Below are 19,779 nucleotides of genomic sequence, written 5' to 3'. Positions count from 1 at the left end.
GCGGTGCGCGGCGGCCCGTTAGGGTACCCAACATGAGCAACGACGCCACCGAATACCGCATCGAACACGACACGATGGGCGAGGTCCGCGTTCCCGCGGCCGCTCTGTGGCGAGCCCAGACGCAGCGCGCTGTCGAGAACTTCCCGATCTCGCACCGTCCGCTCGAGCGCACCCAGATCCGCGCGATGGGTCTGCTGAAGGCGGCGTGCGCACAGGTCAACAAGGACCTCGAGCTCCTCGACGCCGACAAGGCCGACGCCATCATCGCCGCGGCCACCGAGATCGCCGACGGTGCGCACGACGACCAGTTCCCGATCGACGTGTTCCAGACCGGCTCGGGGACCAGCTCGAACATGAACGCCAACGAGGTCATCGCGTCGATCGCGAAGTCGAACGGCGTCGAGGTCCACCCCAACGATCACGTGAACATGTCGCAGTCGTCGAACGACACCTTCCCCACCGCCACCCACGTCGCGGCCACCGAAGCCGCTGCCACCGACCTCGTCCCGGCTCTCGCGCATCTTCATGAGGCTCTGGTCGGCAAGGCGACGCAGTGGCGCGAGGTCGTCAAGTCCGGTCGCACCCACCTGATGGATGCCGTGCCGGTCACCCTCGGCCAGGAGTTCGGCGGGTACGCCCGTCAGATCGAGGCCGGCATCGAGCGCGTCGAGGCATCACTCGTGCGTGTCGGCGAGCTGCCCATCGGCGGCACCGCCGTCGGTACCGGACTCAACGCACCCGCCGGCTTCGGCACGAAGGTCGTCGCAGATCTCGTGTGGCGCACCGGTGTCGAGCACCTCAGCCTCGCCAAGGACAACTTCGAGGCCCAGGCCGCACGCGACGGTCTCGTCGAGCTCTCCGGTGTCCTCAAGACCATCGCGGTGTCGCTCACCAAGATCGCCAACGACGTCCGCTGGATGGGTTCGGGGCCGCTGACCGGTCTCGGCGAGATCCGTCTGCCCGATCTGCAGCCCGGCAGCTCGATCATGCCCGGCAAGGTCAATCCCGTTCTGCCCGAGGCGGTCACGCAGGTCGCGGCACAGGTCATCGGCAACGACGCCGCCGTCACCTGGGGTGGCGGCAACGGCGCCTTCGAGCTCAACGTGTACATCCCCATGATGGCGCGCAACGTCCTCGAGTCACTCAAGCTGCTGGCCAACGTGTCCCGCCTGTTCGCCGACCGCTGCATCAGCGGCCTCGAGGCCAACACCGACCACCTCAAGACCCTCGCCGAGAGCTCGCCATCGATCGTGACACCGCTCAACTCGGCCATCGGCTACGAGGAGGCGGCCGCCGTCGCCAAGCAGGCCCTCAAGGAGGGCAAGACGATCCGCCAGACGGTGATCGATCGCGGACTGATCGGCGACACGCTCTCCGAAGCCGAACTCGACGCCCGCCTCGACGTGCTGAAGATGGCCAACCTCGACCACGAGCGGTAACAAGACCCGGCGCGACCGAAACAGCCTCCCGCGACCATCAGGATGGTCGCGGGAGGCTGTTTCGGTCGCGGGTGACTACTTCTTGAGCAGGAAGTACGTCGGCTTGAGCTTGTAGTCCTGGGTCAGCAGGGCGCCGAACCGGGTCTCGCGATCGCCGAGAGTGCGGGGATCACTCGAGAAGTCACGGATGCTGTAGATGATCGCCGGTCCCGCGTAGGGCAGACGCGCGATGAAGGCGAGGAGGTCGCGGATCTGATCGCGCTGCTGCTCGGGTGTGTTGCCACCTCGGCCCGGACCGTTGCTGGGGGCGCCGATCTCGGTGAACCAGATCTTCTTGTTCGCGTCACCGTTGGCGACCATGAGTGCGCGCACCCGGGCGACGTCGGAGATGGCGTTGTCGGGGGCGTTCGCGATCCCGTTCGGGAACACGTACGGGTGCAGGGCGGCGGCATCGAAGAACGGGCGCGCGCCGGCCTTGTACATGTCGGCGATGAACTGCGGCGGTGAGTCGGTGCCGGAGATGCGGCTCAGACCCGCGGCGATCACGGTCGACTGCGGTTGGATCCGCTTGATGACCGGGTAGCTCGCGCGCAGCAGTTCGGTGTAGCGCTGCGGCTTGTTCGGCACCAGACCGAAGAAGGCCGGCAGGTTCGGTTCGTTCCAGATCTCCCACGTGTTCGAGCTGCCGCGGTAGCGCTGCACGGCCTTGCCGACGAAGTCGGAGAAATCGGTGGCACGCGCCGGCGGTGCGGTGCGCAGGATCCCGCCGCCCTGGAAGAACGGGGTGAAGGCGATGAGACCGATGATCCGCAGTCCGCGCGAACGGGCCGCGTTCACGACGCGGTCGGTGCCCGACCAGTCGTAGACGCCGGGGCTCTTCTCGATGGTGCTGCGGTCGATCAGCACCCGGAACCAACTCGCGTTGGTCTGCGCGACGGTGTTCATCTCACGATCGATGTCCTGCTGGGACAACGTGGTGATCAGGGCACCCTCGGTGAAGCCGTACCCGGCCGCGGGGACCAGCGGAGCGGCCGAGGCCGTCGGTACCGAGAAGAGCGCCAGAGCGATTGCGGAGACCACACCGACGATGAAGACTCGCAAAGAAGAGCGTTGCATGCGGTCATTCTTGCATTGGGTACGTGGATTCCGCGCATCGAGAACCTGTCGTCCGACCGTATGACCGGCCTTGTCCTCTTTGCGGTGTCGTCTACGCCGTCTGCGCTGCACCGACGACGCCGATGTCGATCACCGGGTCGCGTGCGGGATCGAGCCATTTGAGGACCGAGATCATCGTCGCCCTGTCGATCGCGACACATCCCTGGGTGGGGTTGCCGTCGGTGACGTGCAGGAAGATGCCCGAGGCGTATCCGGGACGACGCTGCGGGTTGTGGGCGATGTTGACCGCGTAGTCGTAGACCGGGCCGCTGGTGTAGAGGTTCTCGCTGTCGCCGCCGGGGCTCGCGACCTGTCGAACGTGGGTGTTGTAGGTGGGTGACGAGGGGAACTCGTCCCACCAGTCCTGGGTGTCGGCCTGGAAGTACGGCATCTTCGTGCCCGGGTTCGCCTGGCGGCCGAAGGCCTGGTCGAAGGCGAAGGTGCCCTCGGGAGTACGCGGTACGTCGTCCTTGGGGACGCCGATGCCCATCGAGCCCACGAACGCCTTCACCGGCCCGATGACCGGACGCCACACGCCGTCGACCTTGTCGTAGGCGGTCAGGGTCCCGGTGGTGTCCGATCGCTTGGCCACCGAGACGGTGACCATCTGCGTGGTCGACGGGAAATCGACCGGGCCGGCGACCACGGGGTCGGCGGAGGCGGACGCCGATCCCAGGGCGCCGCCGGCGACCACGAGAACCGACAGGGACAGCGCGGTGAGGGCAGACCTCATGCGCAACATTGACCACATACGTAACTCAGACACCAGAGAAGTATGCGAGCACGCCGACCGGTAATCGATATCCGCGCGGTCACAACACAGCAGATATACGGTCACCGATCGGCGTGTGAGCTGGCTTACTCCTGAGCCGCGCTGCCGGCGCTCAGGCTCCCGGCGCGAACTCCTCGAGCATCTCGGTGACGAGCGCCGCGATCGGCGACCGCTCCGAGCGGGTGAGGGTGATGTGGGCGAAGAGCGGGTGCCCCTTGAGCTTCTCGATCACCGCGGCGACACCGTCGTGACGGCCGACCCGGAGATTGTCTCGCTGGGCGACATCGTGGGTCAACACCACCCGCGAGCCGGATCCCAAGCGCGACAACACCGTCAGCAGGACGTTACGTTCCAGCGACTGCGCCTCGTCGACGATCACGAACGAGTCGTGCAGCGACCGACCGCGGATGTGGGTCAGCGGCAGCACCTCGAGCATCCCGCGGCTGAGGACCTCCTCGATGACCTCGGTCGAGGCCAGTCCCTCGAGGGTGTCGAACACCGCCTGCGCCCACGGGCCCATCTTGTCGGCCTCGCTGCCCGGAAGGTATCCGAGCTGCTGGCCGCCGACGGCGTAGAGCGGGCGGAAGACGACCACCTTGCGGTGGGTTCGTCGTTCGAGCACCGCCTCGAGTCCCGCGCACAGCGCCAGCGCCGACTTTCCGGTACCTGCCTTGCCGCCGAGAGACACGATGCCCACGCTCTCGTCGAGCAAGAGGTCGAGCGCGACGCGCTGCTCGGCCGAACGCCCGCGCAGCCCGAACGCCTCGCGCTCGCCGCGCACGAGCTGGACCTGCTTGTCGGCGTTCACCCGACCCAGTGCGCTCGAGGAGCCCCCGAGGAGCCGAACGCCGGTGTGGCACGGCATCTCCCGCGCGACGTCGATGTCGGTCACGCCCTCGGCGAACAACCTGTCGATGTCACCGGAGTCGACCTCCACCTCGGCCATCCCCGACCAGCCCGACACCACCACGTCCTGCGCGTGGTACTCGTCGGCGGCGAGGCCGACGGCACCGGCCTTCACACGCAACGGGGTGTCCTTGGAGACCAACACGACATCCTTGCCCTCGGCGCGGAGGTTCAACGCGCAGGCGAGGATTCGCGAATCGTTGGTGTCGGTGCGGAACCCCGCGGGCAGCACGGCCGGATCGGTGTGGTTGAGCTCGACCTGGACGGTGCCGTCCTCGTCACCGATCGGGACCGGCAGATCGAGCCGACCGTGCTCCAGACGGAGATCGTCGAGCATCCGCAACGCCTCGCGCGCAAACCATCCCAGCTCGTGGTGATGCCGTTTGCCCTCCAGTTCGCTGATCACCACCAGGGGAAGGACGACGCGATGCTCGGCGAATCGCGTCACCGCCCAGGGGTCGGACAGCAGCACAGAGGTGTCAAGGACATAGGTGCGTGTGGTCACGAAGGGCTCCTCGGCCGACGCGGCTCCCGCGCAGGCAGTTTCGACAGGACCGGGCCGGTACAGGGACCGGGGCCGGTCCCCTCGCGGTGTGTGACCAAACCACGAATAGAACCTCCCGGACGAACCACTTCCCCGCGGTCCGTCACTGCTGAACGTACGCCCGGCGCGGCCGACTTTCGCGTCAGGCGAGACCGCGTGTTCGTGAACAACGCGTAACGCGCCGCGGACCGCCGTTCGGCCGGTGTTCACACCGCGCGGTACGCGGGGAGTCGATCTTCACGAACCGGTCATCGACGCGTCGTACGCAGGTCGCGAGCGGTCCAGCACGGACTGGTCGGGTTGTACGCATGAGCAACCGTCTCTCCGCATCGTCGCGCGACGCCACGAACATCACCGTCGGCCCCGACAAGACCCTGCACGCAGGGGTCTCCCGGCGTCGCTTCCTCACCTGGACCGGTGTCGCCGGCGCGCTGGCCTTCACCCCGGGGCTCGTCGCCGACGCCGCACCCATCGGTCCGTCCCCTTCACGGGGCGACCACCTCTTCTCCCTGGGGGTGGCGTCGGGTGATCCGCTTCCCGACGGCGTGGTGCTGTGGACACGGCTGGCCGCAGATCCCCTGGCCCGCGGCGGCGGTATGGGACAGCGACCCGTGCTCGTCGAGTGGGAACTCGCCGGCGACGAGGCCATGCGGTCGGTGCTGCGCCGGGGCGTAGCGCTGGCGACCGCGGCCGACGGTCACAGCGTGCACGTCGACGTACACGGACTCGCCCCCGCGCGCGACTACTTCTACCGCTTCCGCGCCGACGGCCACGTCTCCGACGTCGGTCGCACACGCACCGCCCCCGCGCCCGGATCACCGCTCGCGGCATTGACGTTCGCGTGGGCGTCGTGCCAGTCGTGGGGTGACGGATACTTCAACGCGTTCGCCGACATGGCCGCAGCGGCACCCGATGTCGTCTTCCATCTCGGCGACTACGTGTACGAGAAGGGCATCGTCGGCAGCGGACGCCGCACCTCGGTGGCCCTGCCCGAATCATGTGCCCGAGAGATGATGGCGCTCGACGACTATCGCGACCGCTACGCGCTGTACAAGCTCGATCCCCAACTGCAGCAGGCGCATCGGGCCAGTCCGTTCATCACCGTCTTCGACGACCACGAGGTGGAGAACAACTGGGCGGGCCCGATCTCGGAGGACAACGCACCGATCCCCGAGTTCCTCCTCCGCCGCGCCGGCGCGATGAAGGCCTGGTGGGAGAACACCCCGGTACGTGCCGCCCAACGCCCCCGCGGTGCCGACGTGCAGGCCTACCGACGCTTCGACTTCGGCGATCTCGCGCGGTTCTCTGTCCTCGACACCCGCCAATACCGCAGCGACCAGGTCAACGGCGACAACGATTCCCCGCAGGACGCACAGACCGCCGACCCGCGCCGCACCATCACCGGTGCGCGGCAGGAGAAGTGGATCCTCGACGGCCTCGGGAACAGTGGACGCCGGTGGAACGTGCTCGCCCACCAGACGACCATCGCCGACCTCGCTCGACAGGTCGACGGGCGTCGCGTGGTGAGCATGGACGGCTGGAGCGGCTACGAGGCGTCGCGCGCGCGGATCCTCGACGGGGCGCGGCAGCGAGGCGTGCGCAACCTGGTGTCCATCGTCGGCGACATCCACCGCAACGTGGTCTCCGACCTGCGGTCGACCTACACTCGCGAATCCCCCACGGTGGGAATCGAACTCGCGGGGACATCGATCGCATCGGGCAAGGACGGTGCCGACAGCGACGCATCGGACAAGCTGCTCAAGGCCGCCTCACCCCACGTGCGGTTCGGCAACGCCCAGCGCGGCTACGTGCTGAACCGTGTCACGCGGACGCAGTGGGAGGCGGAGTTCCGGGTCGCCGACTCGATCGCCGACCCGCGCACCACGCTCCACCGCCGGGCGACGGTCACCATCCCCGACGGGCGGGCACGCGCCGAAGTGTCGACCTAGACGGGCCGCGGCGCCCGCGGGCGTCAGCTGTCCGCGCGGGTGAGCAGTTTCTGGCGGGCCGCCTCGGCCTCGTCGGACAGTCCGTCGAGCGAACGCAGTCCGAGCTGCTCGACCAGGGTCTTCGCGACACCGACCAGCACCGACTCGTCGCCGTACTCCGTGATGAGGGCCTGCTCGGCCTCGAAGCCGGAGATGTCGGCGCCGATCGGTACGGCGTTGTCGAGAGCGGTGGCGACCGCGATGACGGTGGCGTCGGGCTGGGCGTTGAGCGTCGCGTTGAGGAACGAGGCGAACGTCGACGCCTGCACCTCGTCGTCCTTGGCGACGTTGCGCAGGATCCCGGCGAGGCTCTCGGTCTCGACCTTCTCGGCCAGACGGTTCGCGAACGCGACGCTCTGGTTCTCGTGGACGGCCATCGTGGCGAGGACGTAGGCCGGGGACATGGTGCGCGACTCGGGGTTCTGCTGATATCCCTGCGTGACGTGCGACAGGCGCAGCGCCTCGACGCGTTCGGGATCGATCTGACGGGTCACCACGAGGTGGTCACGCAGAGCGATGGAGTGCCGGTTGTCCTCGGCGGTCCACCGGCCGACCAGCGCACGCCACTCCGAGAACGGCGGGAAGTGGATACCCAGCACGCGATGGAACGACGGCAGGTTCTCCTTGGTCATCAGCAGCGCGAGAACCGCCGCGCGGACCTCGTCGGACATCGTCGACTCGCCGGGCTCCCAGTCGTCGCCGCCGAGGAACGAGAAGTTGCGGCCCTCGTCCCACGGCACGAGGTCGTGCGGGTTCCACGTGATCGAATTGCGTTCGTGTTCCTCGGCGATCTCAGGCAGCGCCTTCTCGAGGACCATGATCAGTTCGTCGTCGGCGATTGAAGTCACGCTGGTCAGGATAGTGACTGCGCCCGCGAGAGGGAAACGACCCCGTCCACTAGACGCGCGCGGGGGTGCTGAGCATCCCCCAGTCCTCGAGTCCGTCGTACAGCGGGAAGTCCAGGGCCAGCTGCGACACCCGGCTGCGCAGCGCGGTGACGTCGGCGTCGGTGCCTGCGGCGAGCGCCGTGCCGATGATGTCGGCGACCTCGGTGAACTGCTCGGTGCCGAACCCGCGCGTGGCCAGGGCCGGCGTACCGATCCGCAGTCCGGAGGTCACCATCGGCGGGCGGGGATCGAACGGTACGGCGTTGCGGTTGACGGTGATCCCGACCTGGTGCAGCAGATCCTCGGCCTGCTGGCCGTCGAGTTCGCTGTTGCGCAGATCGGCCAGCACGAGGTGGACGTCGGTGCCGCCGGTCAGCACCGACACCCCCGCGCCCGAGACGTCGGCGCCGGTGAGGCGGTCGGCGAGGATGCGCGCGCCCTCGAGGGTGCGGCGCTGACGCTCGGCGAACTCCTCGGTCGCGGCGATCTTGAACGTCACTGCCTTGGCCGCCACGGCGTGCATCAGCGGCCCGCCCTGCTGGCCCGGGAACACCGCGGAGTTGAGCTTCTTGGCCCACTCCTTCTTGGCGAGGATCAGACCCGAGCGGGGACCACCGAGGGTCTTGTGGACGGTGGTCGACACCACGTCGGCGTAGGGCACCGGTGACGGGTGCACGCCGGCGGCGACGAGTCCGGCGAAGTGCGCCATGTCGACCCACAACAGCGCGCCGACCTCGTCGGCGATGGAACGGAACGCCTCGAAGTCCAGGGTGCGCGGATAGGCCGACCACCCGGCGACGATGACCTTGGGCTTGTTCTCCACCGCGATCGACCGGACCTCGTCCATGTCGATGCGGAAGTCCTCCTTGCTCACGCCGTAGGTCGAGATGTCGTAGAGCTTCCCCGAGAAGTTCAGGCGCATCCCGTGCGTGAGGTGCCCTCCGTGGGCGAGGTCGAGACCGAGGAGTTTCTCGCCGGGCTCCATCAGCGCCATGAGCACCGCGGCGTTGGCCGAGGCACCCGAATGCGGCTGGACGTTGGCGAACTCGGCGCCGAACAGCGACTTCGCGCGGTCGCGGGCGATGTCCTCGACGACGTCGACGTACTCACACCCGCCGTAGTACCGACGCCCCGGGTATCCCTCGGCGTACTTGTTGGTCAGGACACTGCCCTGGGCCTGCAGCACCGCACGCGGCACGAAGTTCTCCGACGCGATCATCTCGAGCGTGTCGCGCTGCCGACTGAGCTCACCGTTCATCGCCGCGGCGACGTCGGGGTCGAGTTCGGCCAGGGACGCGGTGGTCACATCGTGGTCGGTCATGCGCCCAGTCTATTGCGCCAATTCGGTCCGCAGGGCCGCCGGGGTCAGCGGCTCGTCGAGCAACCGACCGAACCGGGCCGAGCGTGCGGCCACCGACGTCGCACCCGGCCCGTGCTCGAGCCATGACGCCAGCAGCCGGTACCCCTCGACGTAGGTGCTGATGTAGGCCCGCCACAGCGGCGAGGACAGGAAGCGCAGCATCTGCCGTGCCCGGGCCGGCGACGCGAGCAACCACGTCTGCAGGTACTGCGCGACGGTGTCGCTGTCGCGACCGCGGTCGTGCAGCAGCAGCGCCGCGTCCTGGCGGACCCCGAGCAGTCCACCGGTGGCCGTCGCGATGCGCTGTGCCCGCTCGCCGTCGAAGCGCAGACCGAGATCGGCGTAGATCTCCTGCGCCCACAGCCCCCAGTCGGGACCGATGGTCGCGGTCAGCGCGTGGTCGGCGAGGCCCTCGGCCATCAGGCACTGCGGGGTGTTGACCAGGAAGATCGTCTGCTCGCGCTGTCCCGACCCGACGAGCAGCTGCTCCTTGCGGCAGTGCTCGGTGTGGTGGCCCGGATAGGCCTCGTGGGCGATGAGGTGCGGCAGCGACGCCATGTGCTGGGTGAGATCGGAGTTGATCGCGACCTTCGAGCGGTAGTCACCGAGGTAGTAATTGAAGCCCGACCACGGCTTGTCGCCCACCACCTCGAACTCGACGACCTCGGAGTCGGGAAGCGGGTGGTCGGCCCGGACCCGTTCGCGCAGAGCCGAACTGAACGCCGCGACGCACTCGTCGAGTCGGTCGGCGGGGATCTCGTCGGCGCCGCGGTGCGCGGCGTAGCGCTCGGCGAGGTCGCCGCGTCCGGCCAGCACCTCGTCGAGCGCCGCGTGTGCCGCACGGTAGGTGTCCGGGTCGCCCATCGCGATGTCGACGTCGAAGTAGTGCGACACCTCCTCGACGAACCCGATCTCCTCGCCGGCGAACCGTCGCGCGGAACACTCCATCGCGCGCAGGTGCGACGCGACGAAGTCACGCCGCGCGGCGGACAGATCCGACGCCTCCACATCGGCGCGTATCCCGCGCACCCGACGGGCGAGTTCCGCGGGGTCGGGTGCGGGGTCGCGCTGCGACTGCGCCCGCAGCCGTGGGTCGCCGGTGTAGGCGTCGACGAAGCCCTCCTCGAGCCGGTCGAACGCCAGGCCCGCACGCAGGTAGTCGGTGATCAGCGACTCGGAATCGGTGGCGTCATCCATGCGGGCGACGCTACCGGGCCACCCCGGGGTGTCGGTTCGTCGTCACGTTCGCGACACTTGTCCCCATGCCGCGCGCACTCGGGATCGAGCGACTCCCCTCCAGGCCTCCTCGCCAGGCGACATCGCCGACCACACGGCGATCGGGGATGCGGGTCCGGCGGTCAGGGGTGGCGTGTCCCGCGTGACCGAACCCAGCCCGTACATCGAGCTGGACCGCGCCCAGTGGCGGCAGCTGCGTCAGTCGGTGCCGTTGGCGATGAACGAGGAGGAACTCCGCGGTCACCGGGGTCTCGGCGAGCAGATCGATCTCTCCGAGGTCGCCGATGTCTACCTGCCCCTGTCACGACTGATCCATCTCCAGGTGGCCGCGCGGCAACGCCTGTTCGCCGCCACCTCGACGTTCCTCGGCGAGAGCCAGCCCGAACGCCAGGTGCCGTTCGTGATCGGGGTCGCCGGCAGCGTGGCCGTGGGCAAGTCGACCACCGCGCGCGTGCTGCAGGCGCTGCTGTCGCGCTGGGACGCCCACCCGCGCGTCGATCTCGTCACCACCGACGGCTTCCTCTACCCCACCAAGGAGCTCGAACGCCGGGGCATCATGCACCGCAAGGGATTTCCGGAATCCTACGATCGACGCGCCCTGCTGCGATTCGTCACCGAGGTCAAATCCGGCGCCGCCGACGCCGCCGCACCGGTGTACTCCCATCTCACCTACGACATCGTGCGCGGCGAGCGACATCACGTACGCCAACCCGACATCCTCATCCTCGAGGGCCTCAACGTCCTGCAGACCGGGCAGCGCCTCATGGTGTCGGACCTGTTCGACTTCTCGGTCTACGTCGACGCCCGCATCGAGGACATCGAGGACTGGTACGTGCACCGTTTCCTCGCGATGCGGTCGACCGCCTTCGCCGACCCGAACTCGCACTTCCACGCGTACTCGTCGCTCTCCGACGCCGCGGCCACGCAGGCCGCGCACGACCTCTGGCACGGCATCAATCTGCCGAACCTGGTGCAGAACATCCTCCCGTCGCGTCCGCGCGCGACGCTGGTGCTGCGCAAGGACGCCGACCACTCGATCAACAGGGTCCGTCTCAGAAAGATCTAGATCGCACGCGTGCGGGGTGTGGTTCAGCGCCCGAAGCGACGGCTGCGTGCAGCGTAATCACGCAGTGCGCGAAGGAAATCCACACGGCGGAACTCGGGCCAGTAGGCATCGGTGAACCAGATCTCCGAATACGCGCTCTGCCACAGGAGAAATCCCGAGAGTCGCTGTTCCCCGGAGGTCCGGATCACCAGATCGGGGTCGGCCTGTCCCTTGGTGTAGAGGTGGGCGTCGATCGCCTCGACGCTGACCGCCGCCACCAGATCGTCCACATCGGCACCCTCGGCGACCCGGTCGGCCAGCAGCGAGCGCACCGCGTCGACGATCTCCTGCCGGCCGCCGTACCCGACGGCCACGTTGACGTGCATGCCGGTGCGGTCGATCGTGCGTTCCTGCGCCGTCTTCAACCGACGGGCCACCTGTTCGGGTAATTGGTCGAGGGTGCCCACGATCCGCACCCGCCACTGCTCGTCGGGAGTCGCGATCTCCTCGACGATGTCGGGGACGATCTCCATCAGCGCCTCGAGCTCGTCGGAGGCGCGCTGGAGGTTCTCGGTGGAGAGCAGGTAGATGGTGACGGTCTCGATGGACAGTTCCGAACACCAGCGCAGCATCTCGGCGATCTTCTGGGCGCCGACCCGGTGACCGTGACTGACGTCCTCAAACCCTGCCTCACGAGCCCACCGCCGGTTGCCGTCGCAGATGATCGCGATGTGCCGGGGCAGCCTCTCGGCGTCCATGAGCTGGACGAGGCGGCTCTCGTAGATCCGGTACATCGGTCCGCGGACACCGGTCGGGATCAGTCTCACGACATCGGGCCCTCGGCGGCGGAGTCATCACGGGTCGCCTTCACGGAACGGAAGACTACTCGCCCAGCCTGGGTGTCACCGGAACCATCTGATCAGCAACCTACGCTACCGTAGGTTTCACGCCGTACGATCAGCCCGAACGGAAGGCGGCACCCATGGTGACCGAACAGTTCTCGACGGATCGACCTCCGGCAGGGCGATCCCCCGGGCACATCCCGGTGAGCACGCATGCGCACGACGTCGCCGAGTTGTCGGTGCTCGCCGACCTGAGGCCCCGGATGCGGGGCTGGATCCACCTCTACTCGGGGTTCGTCGCCATCGTCACCGGCGCGACGCTGGTGTCGGTCTCGTGGGCGCTGGTCGGCCCGGTCGCCGCCGCGGCGTGCGGCCTCTACGCACTCACCGTGTGCGGCGTGTTCGGGGTCAGCGCCACCTACCACCGGGTGAACTGGTCGACCGCACGTGCCCGCGTCTGGATGAAACGTGCCGACCACTCGATGATCTTCATCTTCATCGCCGGCAGCTACACCCCGTTCTGCGTGTTGGGTCTCACCGCGCCGGCGAAGTGGATCGTCCTGGCCGTCGTGTGGTCGGGTGCCGCCGCCGGGGTCACCCTGAAGATGGTGTGGCCCCGCGCACCTCGCTGGGTCGGGGTGCCGCTGTACCTGCTGCTGGGCTGGACCATCGTCGCCGTGCTTCCCCAGCTGCTCGATCGCACCGGGGTCGCGGTGGTCGTTCTCCTCGCGGTCGGTGGGTTCTTCTACAGCGTCGGTGCCGTCCTGTACGCGATCCAATGGCCCGACCCGTGGCCGTCGACCTTCGGCCACCACGAGTTCTTCCACGCGGCCACCGTCATCGCGGCGCTCGTGCATTACATAGCCGTGTGGCTCGTGGTCTTCACCGTCGGTTGAGCCGCCCGATCAGGCCGACATCGCCGCGCTCGCCGACCTTCTCGCGACCGCCGCGGACAGCGACTCGATCACGTCGACGGTGGTGTCGAAGTCCATGCACTTGTCGGTCACCGACTGCCCGTAGACGAGCGGCTCACCCGGTGTCCGGTGATCGAGCGACTGGGCACCGGCGACGAGAAAGCTCTCGAGCATGATCCCCGACACCTCCTGCGTGCCGCGGCCGATCATCGCGGCGACCTCGGTGCCCACCTCGGCCTGACGGCGGTGATCCTTGCCGGAGTTGGCGTGCGAGCAGTCGATCATCAGGCGCGGTGGGTTGCCGGCCGCCGAGAGGACGTCCGCGGCAGCCCGCACCGAGTCGATGTCGAAGTTGGTCCCGGATCGACCGCCGCGCAGGATGACGTGACAGTCGGCGTTGCCCGCGGTCTCGACCACCGCCGCTCGACCCTGATCGTCGACGCCGAAGAAGACGTGTTGAGCCGCAGCGGCATTGACGCCGTCGACTGCGGCCTGTACGTCGCCGTCGGTGCCGTTCTTGAACCCGATCGGCATCGACAGACCCGAGGCGAGTTGCCGGTGCACCTGCGATTCGGTGGTGCGGGCACCGATGGCGCCCCACGACACCGCATCGGCGATGTACTGCGGGCTGGTGGGCTCGAGGAACTCGCATCCGACCGGCAGGCCGAGGTCGATGACGTCGAGCAGCAGGGCCCGCGCGGTGCGGAGCCCGCGTTCGATGTCGAAGCTGCCGTCCATGGCCGGGTCGTTGATGAGGCCCTTCCATCCGACCGTGGTGCGCGGCTTCTCGAAGTAGACCCGCATCACGATCTTCAGACGCGCGGCGTGGGTGTCGGCCACCACGGCCAGCCGCCGTGCGTAGTCGAGCGCGGCCACCGGGTCGTGGACCGAGCACGGTCCCACCACCACGAGCAGGCGGTCGTCGGTGCCGGCGAGGATGTCGGCGATCTCGGCCCGATCGGTGGCGACCTGTCGCGCACGACGGTCGGTCAACGGGAGTTCGGCCAGCAACGTGTGCGGCGAGGGGATCGGCCGGAAGGCGCGGATACGTCGATCCGACGTCGATTCCGCGGCCATGTCGGTCAGGTCGGTGGTCATGGGTGTGCCTTTCGTGGACTACGGCACACGTTGCGATCCGCTCCGGCGCCGACGAACAAAAAAGCAGCGACCGTGATGGTCACTGCTCGGGGCTCCGGGGTGGGGGTTCGCTGGCTACGTCGCTCGACGCGCTCCATCGACGGCTCCACCCGGAGCCTCGATAAAACGCCAGTAATAGGCGCAGCCGGTGGTGATCACATGGGCAAATGTACACGAGCCCTTCGTCACCACGACAAATCGGGCTTGTTGTGTTTTCTCACAGACCTGTTCGGAAGGATGCACTGGCTGAAGTTCGTGAGCCTAACGTCCCTTTTCGAGTGATCGACGTCACGATCACCCGTTCGACACCCTTACCTGGAGGACACACCCATGAGGTTCAACACCACCGTCCGCTCGCGCGCTCTCGCCACCGTCGCCGCGACGGTTGCCGTCGTCGGCGCGACGATCGGAGCCGGAGTGGCCGGTGCCGCGACGATCTCCCCGGCGAACACCGCGTTCACCGCGCCCGGAACGATCTCGGTCACCTCGGACGCGTCGTTCGGCGTGCCGGTCAACTGCAACATCACCCTCACCGGCTCGGTGAACGCCGACGGCAGTGCCGCATCGATCACCGGCGCGAAGGTCAGCGGTAGCAACTTCCTCTGCGGCGTGCCCGTGATCAAGGGCCTGCCGTGGACCCTGACGCCCACCAGCGCCACCACCGGCCAGGTCTCCGGCGTCGCGTTCTCGGTGCTGAGCAGCAACTGCGGCCCGGCGACCCTCGCGGGATCGTTCGACAACCTGACCAACACCCTGACCTCGACCAACCAGTCGCTGCCGGGCAACTGCACGATCAACAACCTGACCGTCAAGCCGAACCCGGCCTTCACCCTGTCCTGATCGATCGGGTCCGACCCATCCGGCCCCGTGCGTCGTCGTGACTAGTTGTCGCGGCCTCGTGCGGGGCCGGTGTCGTTCCCGACGCTGCCGGGATCGGTTCCGTCGTCGGCGGCCTGGTCGGGCTCGGGCTCGTCGCGGGAGAAACTCGTGGGCAGCTTGCGCAGTCGCTTGTTCATCGACCGGATGAGGAACACGGTTCCCACCAGCAACAGCAGGACGAGTAGTAGGCCCAGCGGCGACGCCTTGCCGAACTCCGGCCCGTCGGCATCGCGCGCGAGCACGTCGGTGACGTGCGCCCCGGCGAGGACGAGGGTGCTGTTCACGACTGCTCCGCGGCGGCGTCGAGGCCGGCGAACAGATCGGTCTCGGGGATGGCCGTCTTCACCCGCGTCTTCGCGAGCTCGTACTCCTCGGTGGGCCACAGCCGCTGCTGCCACTCCATCGGTACGGCGAAGAAGACCCCGTTAGGGTCGATCTGTGTCGCGTGCGCCCGCAACGCCTCGTCGCGCGCGGTGAAGAAGTCACCGCAGGTGATCTGTGTGGTGACGCGCCCCATCAGGTCACCGCGACTGGGGTCCCAGTTCGCGAGCCATTCCTTGTACGGGTTGTCCTGCCCGTGCTTGTCGAACTCGTCGGAGAAACGGATCATCCGGTCGCGGATGAAGCCGTGTGTGTAGTAGATCTTCGAGACCGTCCAGGGGTCTCCCGCGTCGGGGAACCGCTCAGGGTCACCGGCCGCCTCGTAGGCGGCCATCGAGACCTCGTGGCAACGGATGTGATCGGGATGCGGGTACCCGCCGCGCTCGTCGTAGGTGATCATCACGTGCGGACGGAAGTCGCGGACGACCCGGACCAGCGCCTCGGTCGACTCCTCGAGGGGGACGAGCGCGAAACAACCCTCCGGGAGCGGTGGCAGCGGATCACCCTCGGGCAGACCGGAATCGACGTAACCCAGCCACGTCTGTTCGACACCCAGCGCCGCGGCGGCCTTGGCCATCTCCTCCTTGCGGACCTCGGGCATGCGCTCCTTGATCCCCGGCAGGTCCATCGCCGGGTTGAGGATGTCGCCACGTTCGCCGCCGGTCAGGGTCACCACCAGGACGTCGTGGCCCTCCGAGGAGTACTTGGCCATGGTCGCCGCACCCTTGCTCGACTCGTCGTCGGGGTGCGCGTGCACCGCCATCAACCGAAGGCCACTCACTGCACTCGTCCTCACTTCTTTCGACACCGCTCGTCATCGCTCGCCGCTCATCGGCCCGATCGGGCTCCGTCACCGCTCGCTGCATCAATTCTCCCACCGGGAGGTCCCGACGGGCCGCGCGCCCCTGATCGCACCACTGCTGCCGAACCGGAGCGCCCTCGCACTCATGGTAGGTATGGACCATGACCACCGGCCTCACACCGCCCCCCGGCCGGTACCCCACCGAGCGTCCGGTGAGCACCCGGCGCCGCTGGCTGATCATCCTGTCGATCGTCGTGGTCGCCGCAGGCCTCACCGTGGCGTTCGTCGGCTACAAGAAGTTTGCCGATCCGCCAGTCTCGGGTGAGGCGACCGGTTACGACATCGTCGATGCCACCACCATCGACGTCCAGTTCACCGTCACCCGCAGCAACCCGCGCGAGCCGGTGGCCTGCGTGGTGCGCGCCCGTGCGCGCGACGGCTCCGAGGTGGGTCGCCGCGAGGTCCTCGTCGCCCCGGGCGATGCGCAGCAGACCGGCGTGGTGTCACGGGTCCGGACCTCCGCCGCGCCCGCGATCGGCGAGGTGTTCGGGTGCTCGCAGACCGTGCCGGCCTATCTGCGACCGCCCACCGACTGACCTGGTTCGTACGAACGGACCACATCCGGTAACAGGTTGATATCGGTCTCTTCTCTGCGCTAACGAAGTGCGACGGTACTGCGAGATACCAGGCAACACGTCCCGGTAGAGAGCAGAGACCCCGCCATGAGAATTGCCCTCCCCTCGTTACCCCATTCCGTCGCTCTTCTGAGCCTCAGCGCGTGCGCAGCCGGCGTCCTCGCCGGCTGCGGCACAGACGACGTGTCGTTCCCCACGCGCGACCGCACGGCAACCGCCACCGTCACCGCCGATCCATCCTCCGACGTCGCGCCGGTCACGACGCCCCTCCCCTCGACCACCACGGTGACCGCCGTCGTACCCGCGGCCGGGGGCAATTCCGGCGGGACGGGATCCGGCGGCTCCGACAACGATGCGGGGTGCGCGCCGAACATCGGGACAGCAGCCGCGGCCACCCGAGACGCCGCGCGGATTCCCCAGCCCGAGCACAACGGCTCGTGGCGCGCCTACAACGCGGGCGGTGCGTGGTGTCGCGGACTGAGCTGGATCGAACTCGATCGGGCAGGCGCACTCGCACCGGTTCGCGAGCGCCAGTTGCTGATCTATCACGACGGCCACTTCCAGGGCACCGGGATCAGATGCGAAGCAGAGCGTGGGCAATACGTTCTCGCGACCTCACCAGATGCCATCACTGTCCAGTACACCTACGTCGACCCGACCAATCCGGCGCAACAGCATTCGCAGGGCGGTGTCGGCAAGGTCGATGTCACGTTCCGCTGGAACGGTTCTCACGTCGTGATGGACGGCACGCTGCCGTACGCCTTCACCGAGGGGAAGTGCTGACGTGACCGCGACTCGACGCTCGACTATGGCGATGTACGGCGGGCGCCGGCTCACCTGTGTCCTCGCCCTGGCCCTCGCCACCGGCGCCGTGCTCGCCGGCTGTGGCGACGCCCCCGGTACCGCATCGCCCTCCACCGTGACAGTCACCGCGACGTCGTCCCCATCGGCGCCAACTGCGTCGCCCTCGGCCGCGACGGACGCTGACGTCTCAGGCGGTGACTCCGCACGCGACGGGGAGGATTCCGGTGGCTCCGGCTCGGGCGCGCAGCAGACGACAGCGGCGTGCGACCCCGATTCGGGCGTGCCGTCGACCGTGTCGGCCGACATGCGACGTATCGCTCCGCCGATCACGTCCCCGACGTGGCGCGTATCCCAGGTGGGTGGCAACCCGTGCGCCGGCCTGAGCTGGGTCGAGGTGTTCGCGTCTGCGGCGGTGATCCAACCACCACGGCAGCTCCTGATCTACCACGACGGTCGGTTCCTCGGTACCGGCATCCGTTGTCAGACCAGATATCCCGAGTACGTGTCGCTGCCCGCGAACAACGGCATCCGCGTGACCTACCGCTATCCCGACCCCTCCGACCCCCTCCAGTCGACGACCCAGAACCCGGTGGGCGTCGCGAACGTCGAGTTCCGCTGGAACGGATCTCGCATCGTGATGGAGGGGACCCTCCCGTATGCCCTCACGAAAGGCCAGTGCTGACATGCGAACACGTACCCGGGCACTCCTCGCTGCGGCCGCCTGCCTGACCACGCTCGCCGCGACTGCATGCTCCTCCGACGCCCCACGCACGACGCAGGCCACCACGGTCACCGCGACTGTCACCGCGTCGTCGGAACCCGCCGCCGAGGCCGCCGGCGGGGAGACCGCGGCGGCAGACGACACGGGATCCGCGCAGTCCACGCCGCAGGAACCCACCGGAGCGCCCGACGGATCGTGCGGTCCGGGCCGTATCGACTCCGGCAGGGTGACTGCGGCCATCGCAAAGGTTCCCACCGATCTGCCGAACTACCAGTGGGTCGCGCGTGGATCGAACTTCAGCACGTGCAACGACATCTCCTACGTCGCACTCGACACCGTCGGCGCAACCGCCGGGTCGCCGCAACAGCTGCTGATCTTCGACCGCGCGCAGCGATTCCTCGGGACGGGGATCAAGTGCAACGCGGGCTACCAGACGGTGATCGGCTCGTCCGCGGACGCCATCACCGTCCGGTACCGATACCTGCAGGGCCGCGACATCAGCGCGGCCCCCAGCGGGTCGGCCACAGTCACCTTCCGATGGAACGGGACGCGCGTGGTGATGGACGGGACGCTGCCGTACGGCGTCACCCAGGGCCGGTGCTGATCCCGTGATGCACAGCCGCAGAAGAACCCTTGCCCACCCGACACGAAAGCTGACCATGACCATCGTGACACGCACCGCGACAGCCGTTCTCGGTCTCTGCGCAGTTGCCTCCCTGGCCGCCTGCGGCTCCGACGACGCGACCACAGCGACCCCCTCGACCGTGACGGTCACCGCCTCGCCGCCGAGCACGACCACGTCGGTGGACGCACGCGAGACCGACGTCGCCGACACGGCGCAGAGTGGCTCGGGCTCTGATGGCGGCAGCGGGGGCGACGTCGCCACGCCCGCGCCCACCTCGGACCGCGCGCCGCTGCGCCGATGCGGCACGACCAACCCCGCTCCCGCGGAGCTCGACAGGGCCATCGCGTCGGTTCCCACCGACGGCCCCGGATATCGCTGGGTGACCGGTGCGGCGAACTTCGACAGCTGCAACGACATCTCCTACATGGAGCTCGACACCCAGGGAGCCACCGTGTCGTCACCGCAGCAACTGCTGATCTTCAACCGCGACATGCGCTTCATCGGGACGGGCATCAAGTGCAACGTCGGCTATCAGGAGGTGATCGGCGCGAGCCGTGACCGGATCACCGTGCAATACCGGTACCTCACCGGCGACGAACCGCTCGCCGCACCGCAGGGATCGACGCAGGTCACGTTCCGGTGGAACGGGTCCCGCGTGGTGATGGACGGCTCGCTTCCGCGCGCGGTGACGAACGGGAAGTGCTGAC

The 19,779-nt window shown here is 68.2% G+C and carries 20 protein-coding genes; 10 read left to right on the top strand and 10 right to left on the bottom strand.

All coding sequences use genetic code 11. The features are described from left to right. The first annotated feature begins 32 nt into the window (after positions 1–32). Entirely contained in the window at positions 33–1,439 is a 1,407-nt protein-coding gene (locus OG579_RS20835) for a class II fumarate hydratase (RefSeq protein ID WP_328857504.1), read from the top strand. A 75-nt stretch (positions 1,440–1,514) separates the two neighbouring features. Here OG579_RS20835 and OG579_RS20830 read toward each other — a convergent pair whose 3' ends face one another. The 3 genes from OG579_RS20830 to OG579_RS20820 all read right to left on the bottom strand — a co-directional run bounded on the left by OG579_RS20830 (position 1,515) and on the right by OG579_RS20820 (position 4,777). After that, entirely contained in the window at positions 1,515–2,555 is a 1,041-nt protein-coding gene (locus OG579_RS20830) for a glycoside hydrolase 5 family protein (protein WP_328857503.1), read from the bottom strand. A 91-nt stretch (positions 2,556–2,646) separates the two neighbouring features. After that, a complete protein-coding gene (locus tag OG579_RS20825) occupies positions 2,647–3,327 on the bottom strand; it encodes a L,D-transpeptidase family protein (RefSeq protein WP_328857502.1) in 681 nt (226 codons plus the stop codon). A 151-nt stretch (positions 3,328–3,478) separates the two neighbouring features. Further along, positions 3,479–4,777, bottom strand: coding sequence for a PhoH family protein (locus OG579_RS20820; RefSeq protein ID WP_328857501.1), 1,299 nt, complete (start codon positions 4,775–4,777; stop codon positions 3,479–3,481). Positions 4,778–5,124: 347 nt separating this feature from the next. On the opposite strand from OG579_RS20820, the gene OG579_RS20815 reads away from it, so the two are divergent. Next, positions 5,125–6,765 (top strand): alkaline phosphatase D family protein, encoded by a 1,641-nt coding sequence (locus tag OG579_RS20815; RefSeq protein ID WP_328857500.1) that lies wholly within the window; start codon positions 5,125–5,127, stop codon positions 6,763–6,765. Between the two features lie 23 nt (positions 6,766–6,788). Here the strand turns inward: OG579_RS20815 and OG579_RS20810 are convergent, their stop codons facing one another. From OG579_RS20810 to OG579_RS20800, 3 genes are read right to left on the bottom strand one after another with little or no spacing between them, the layout of a single operon-like run. Continuing rightward, positions 6,789–7,652 (bottom strand): acyl-ACP desaturase, encoded by an 864-nt coding sequence (locus tag OG579_RS20810; RefSeq protein WP_328857499.1) that lies wholly within the window; start codon positions 7,650–7,652, stop codon positions 6,789–6,791. 49 nt (positions 7,653–7,701) lie between these two features. Continuing rightward, complete coding sequence (glyA, locus tag OG579_RS20805) at positions 7,702–9,012, bottom strand: serine hydroxymethyltransferase (protein WP_328857498.1); 1,311 nt, start codon at positions 9,010–9,012, stop codon at positions 7,702–7,704. A gap of 9 nt (positions 9,013–9,021) precedes the next feature. After that, complete coding sequence (locus OG579_RS20800) at positions 9,022–10,248, bottom strand: DUF885 domain-containing protein (RefSeq protein ID WP_328857497.1); 1,227 nt, start codon at positions 10,246–10,248, stop codon at positions 9,022–9,024. 172 nt (positions 10,249–10,420) lie between these two features. Here OG579_RS20800 and coaA point away from each other — a divergent pair, with 172 nt between their 5' ends. Next, the gene (gene coaA / locus OG579_RS20795) at positions 10,421–11,353 is read left to right on the top strand and encodes a type I pantothenate kinase (protein WP_045822052.1); all 933 of its coding nucleotides are present in this window, start codon (positions 10,421–10,423) and stop codon (positions 11,351–11,353) included. Between the two features lie 23 nt (positions 11,354–11,376). Here coaA and OG579_RS20790 read toward each other — a convergent pair whose 3' ends face one another. Then, complete coding sequence (locus tag OG579_RS20790) at positions 11,377–12,159, bottom strand: isoprenyl transferase (RefSeq protein ID WP_045822051.1); 783 nt, start codon at positions 12,157–12,159, stop codon at positions 11,377–11,379. A 155-nt stretch (positions 12,160–12,314) separates the two neighbouring features. Between OG579_RS20790 and trhA the strand changes: the two genes are divergently transcribed. Beyond that, positions 12,315–13,070 carry a PAQR family membrane homeostasis protein TrhA gene (gene trhA, locus OG579_RS20785; protein WP_408068709.1) on the top strand — a complete coding sequence of 252 codons (756 nt, stop codon included), beginning with the start codon at positions 12,315–12,317 and terminating at the stop codon, positions 13,068–13,070. Between the two features lie 9 nt (positions 13,071–13,079). Here trhA and OG579_RS20780 read toward each other — a convergent pair whose 3' ends face one another. Continuing rightward, a complete protein-coding gene (locus OG579_RS20780) occupies positions 13,080–14,186 on the bottom strand; it encodes a 3-deoxy-7-phosphoheptulonate synthase (protein WP_328857496.1) in 1,107 nt (368 codons plus the stop codon). A gap of 369 nt (positions 14,187–14,555) precedes the next feature. Here OG579_RS20780 and praA point away from each other — a divergent pair, with 369 nt between their 5' ends. Then, on the top strand, positions 14,556–15,065 hold the full coding sequence (gene praA, locus OG579_RS20775; RefSeq protein ID WP_045822048.1) for an alkane oxidation protein activator PraA: 510 nt from the start codon (positions 14,556–14,558) through the stop codon (positions 15,063–15,065). 41 nt (positions 15,066–15,106) lie between these two features. Here the strand turns inward: praA and OG579_RS20770 are convergent, their stop codons facing one another. Further along, entirely contained in the window at positions 15,107–15,388 is a 282-nt protein-coding gene (locus OG579_RS20770) for a hypothetical protein (protein ID WP_045822047.1), read from the bottom strand. Next, positions 15,385–16,248, bottom strand: coding sequence for a mycothiol conjugate amidase Mca (mca, locus tag OG579_RS20765; protein WP_328859308.1), 864 nt, complete (start codon positions 16,246–16,248; stop codon positions 15,385–15,387). Before mca ends, OG579_RS20770 begins: the two co-directional genes overlap by 4 nt. Positions 16,249–16,448: 200 nt before the next feature. On the opposite strand from mca, the gene OG579_RS20760 reads away from it, so the two are divergent. The 5 genes from OG579_RS20760 (at position 16,449) to OG579_RS20740 (ending at position 19,778) form a co-directional block, all read left to right on the top strand. Further along, positions 16,449–16,883, top strand: coding sequence for a DUF4307 domain-containing protein (locus tag OG579_RS20760; RefSeq protein WP_328857495.1), 435 nt, complete (start codon positions 16,449–16,451; stop codon positions 16,881–16,883). A gap of 222 nt (positions 16,884–17,105) precedes the next feature. Continuing rightward, positions 17,106–17,705 carry an LppP/LprE family lipoprotein gene (locus tag OG579_RS20755; RefSeq protein ID WP_328857494.1) on the top strand — a complete coding sequence of 200 codons (600 nt, stop codon included), beginning with the start codon at positions 17,106–17,108 and terminating at the stop codon, positions 17,703–17,705. A 1-nt stretch (position 17,706) separates the two neighbouring features. Beyond that, positions 17,707–18,408, top strand: a complete 702-nt coding sequence (locus OG579_RS20750) for an LppP/LprE family lipoprotein (RefSeq protein ID WP_328857493.1) — start codon at positions 17,707–17,709, stop codon at positions 18,406–18,408. 1 nt (position 18,409) lies between these two features. Continuing rightward, positions 18,410–19,051, top strand: a complete 642-nt coding sequence (locus OG579_RS20745; protein WP_328857492.1) for an LppP/LprE family lipoprotein — start codon at positions 18,410–18,412, stop codon at positions 19,049–19,051. Positions 19,052–19,106: 55 nt separating this feature from the next. Beyond that, on the top strand, positions 19,107–19,778 hold the full coding sequence (locus tag OG579_RS20740) for an LppP/LprE family lipoprotein (RefSeq protein WP_328857491.1): 672 nt from the start codon (positions 19,107–19,109) through the stop codon (positions 19,776–19,778). The last annotated feature ends 1 nt before the right edge of the window (position 19,779 follow it).

The sequence above is a fragment of the Williamsia herbipolensis genome (assembly GCF_036153515.1).
Lineage (GTDB): Bacteria > Actinomycetota > Actinomycetes > Mycobacteriales > Mycobacteriaceae > Williamsia_A > Williamsia_A herbipolensis.
The sequence above is the reverse complement of the archived record's forward strand: the minus strand, read 5'-3'. Positions and strand labels throughout refer to the sequence as shown.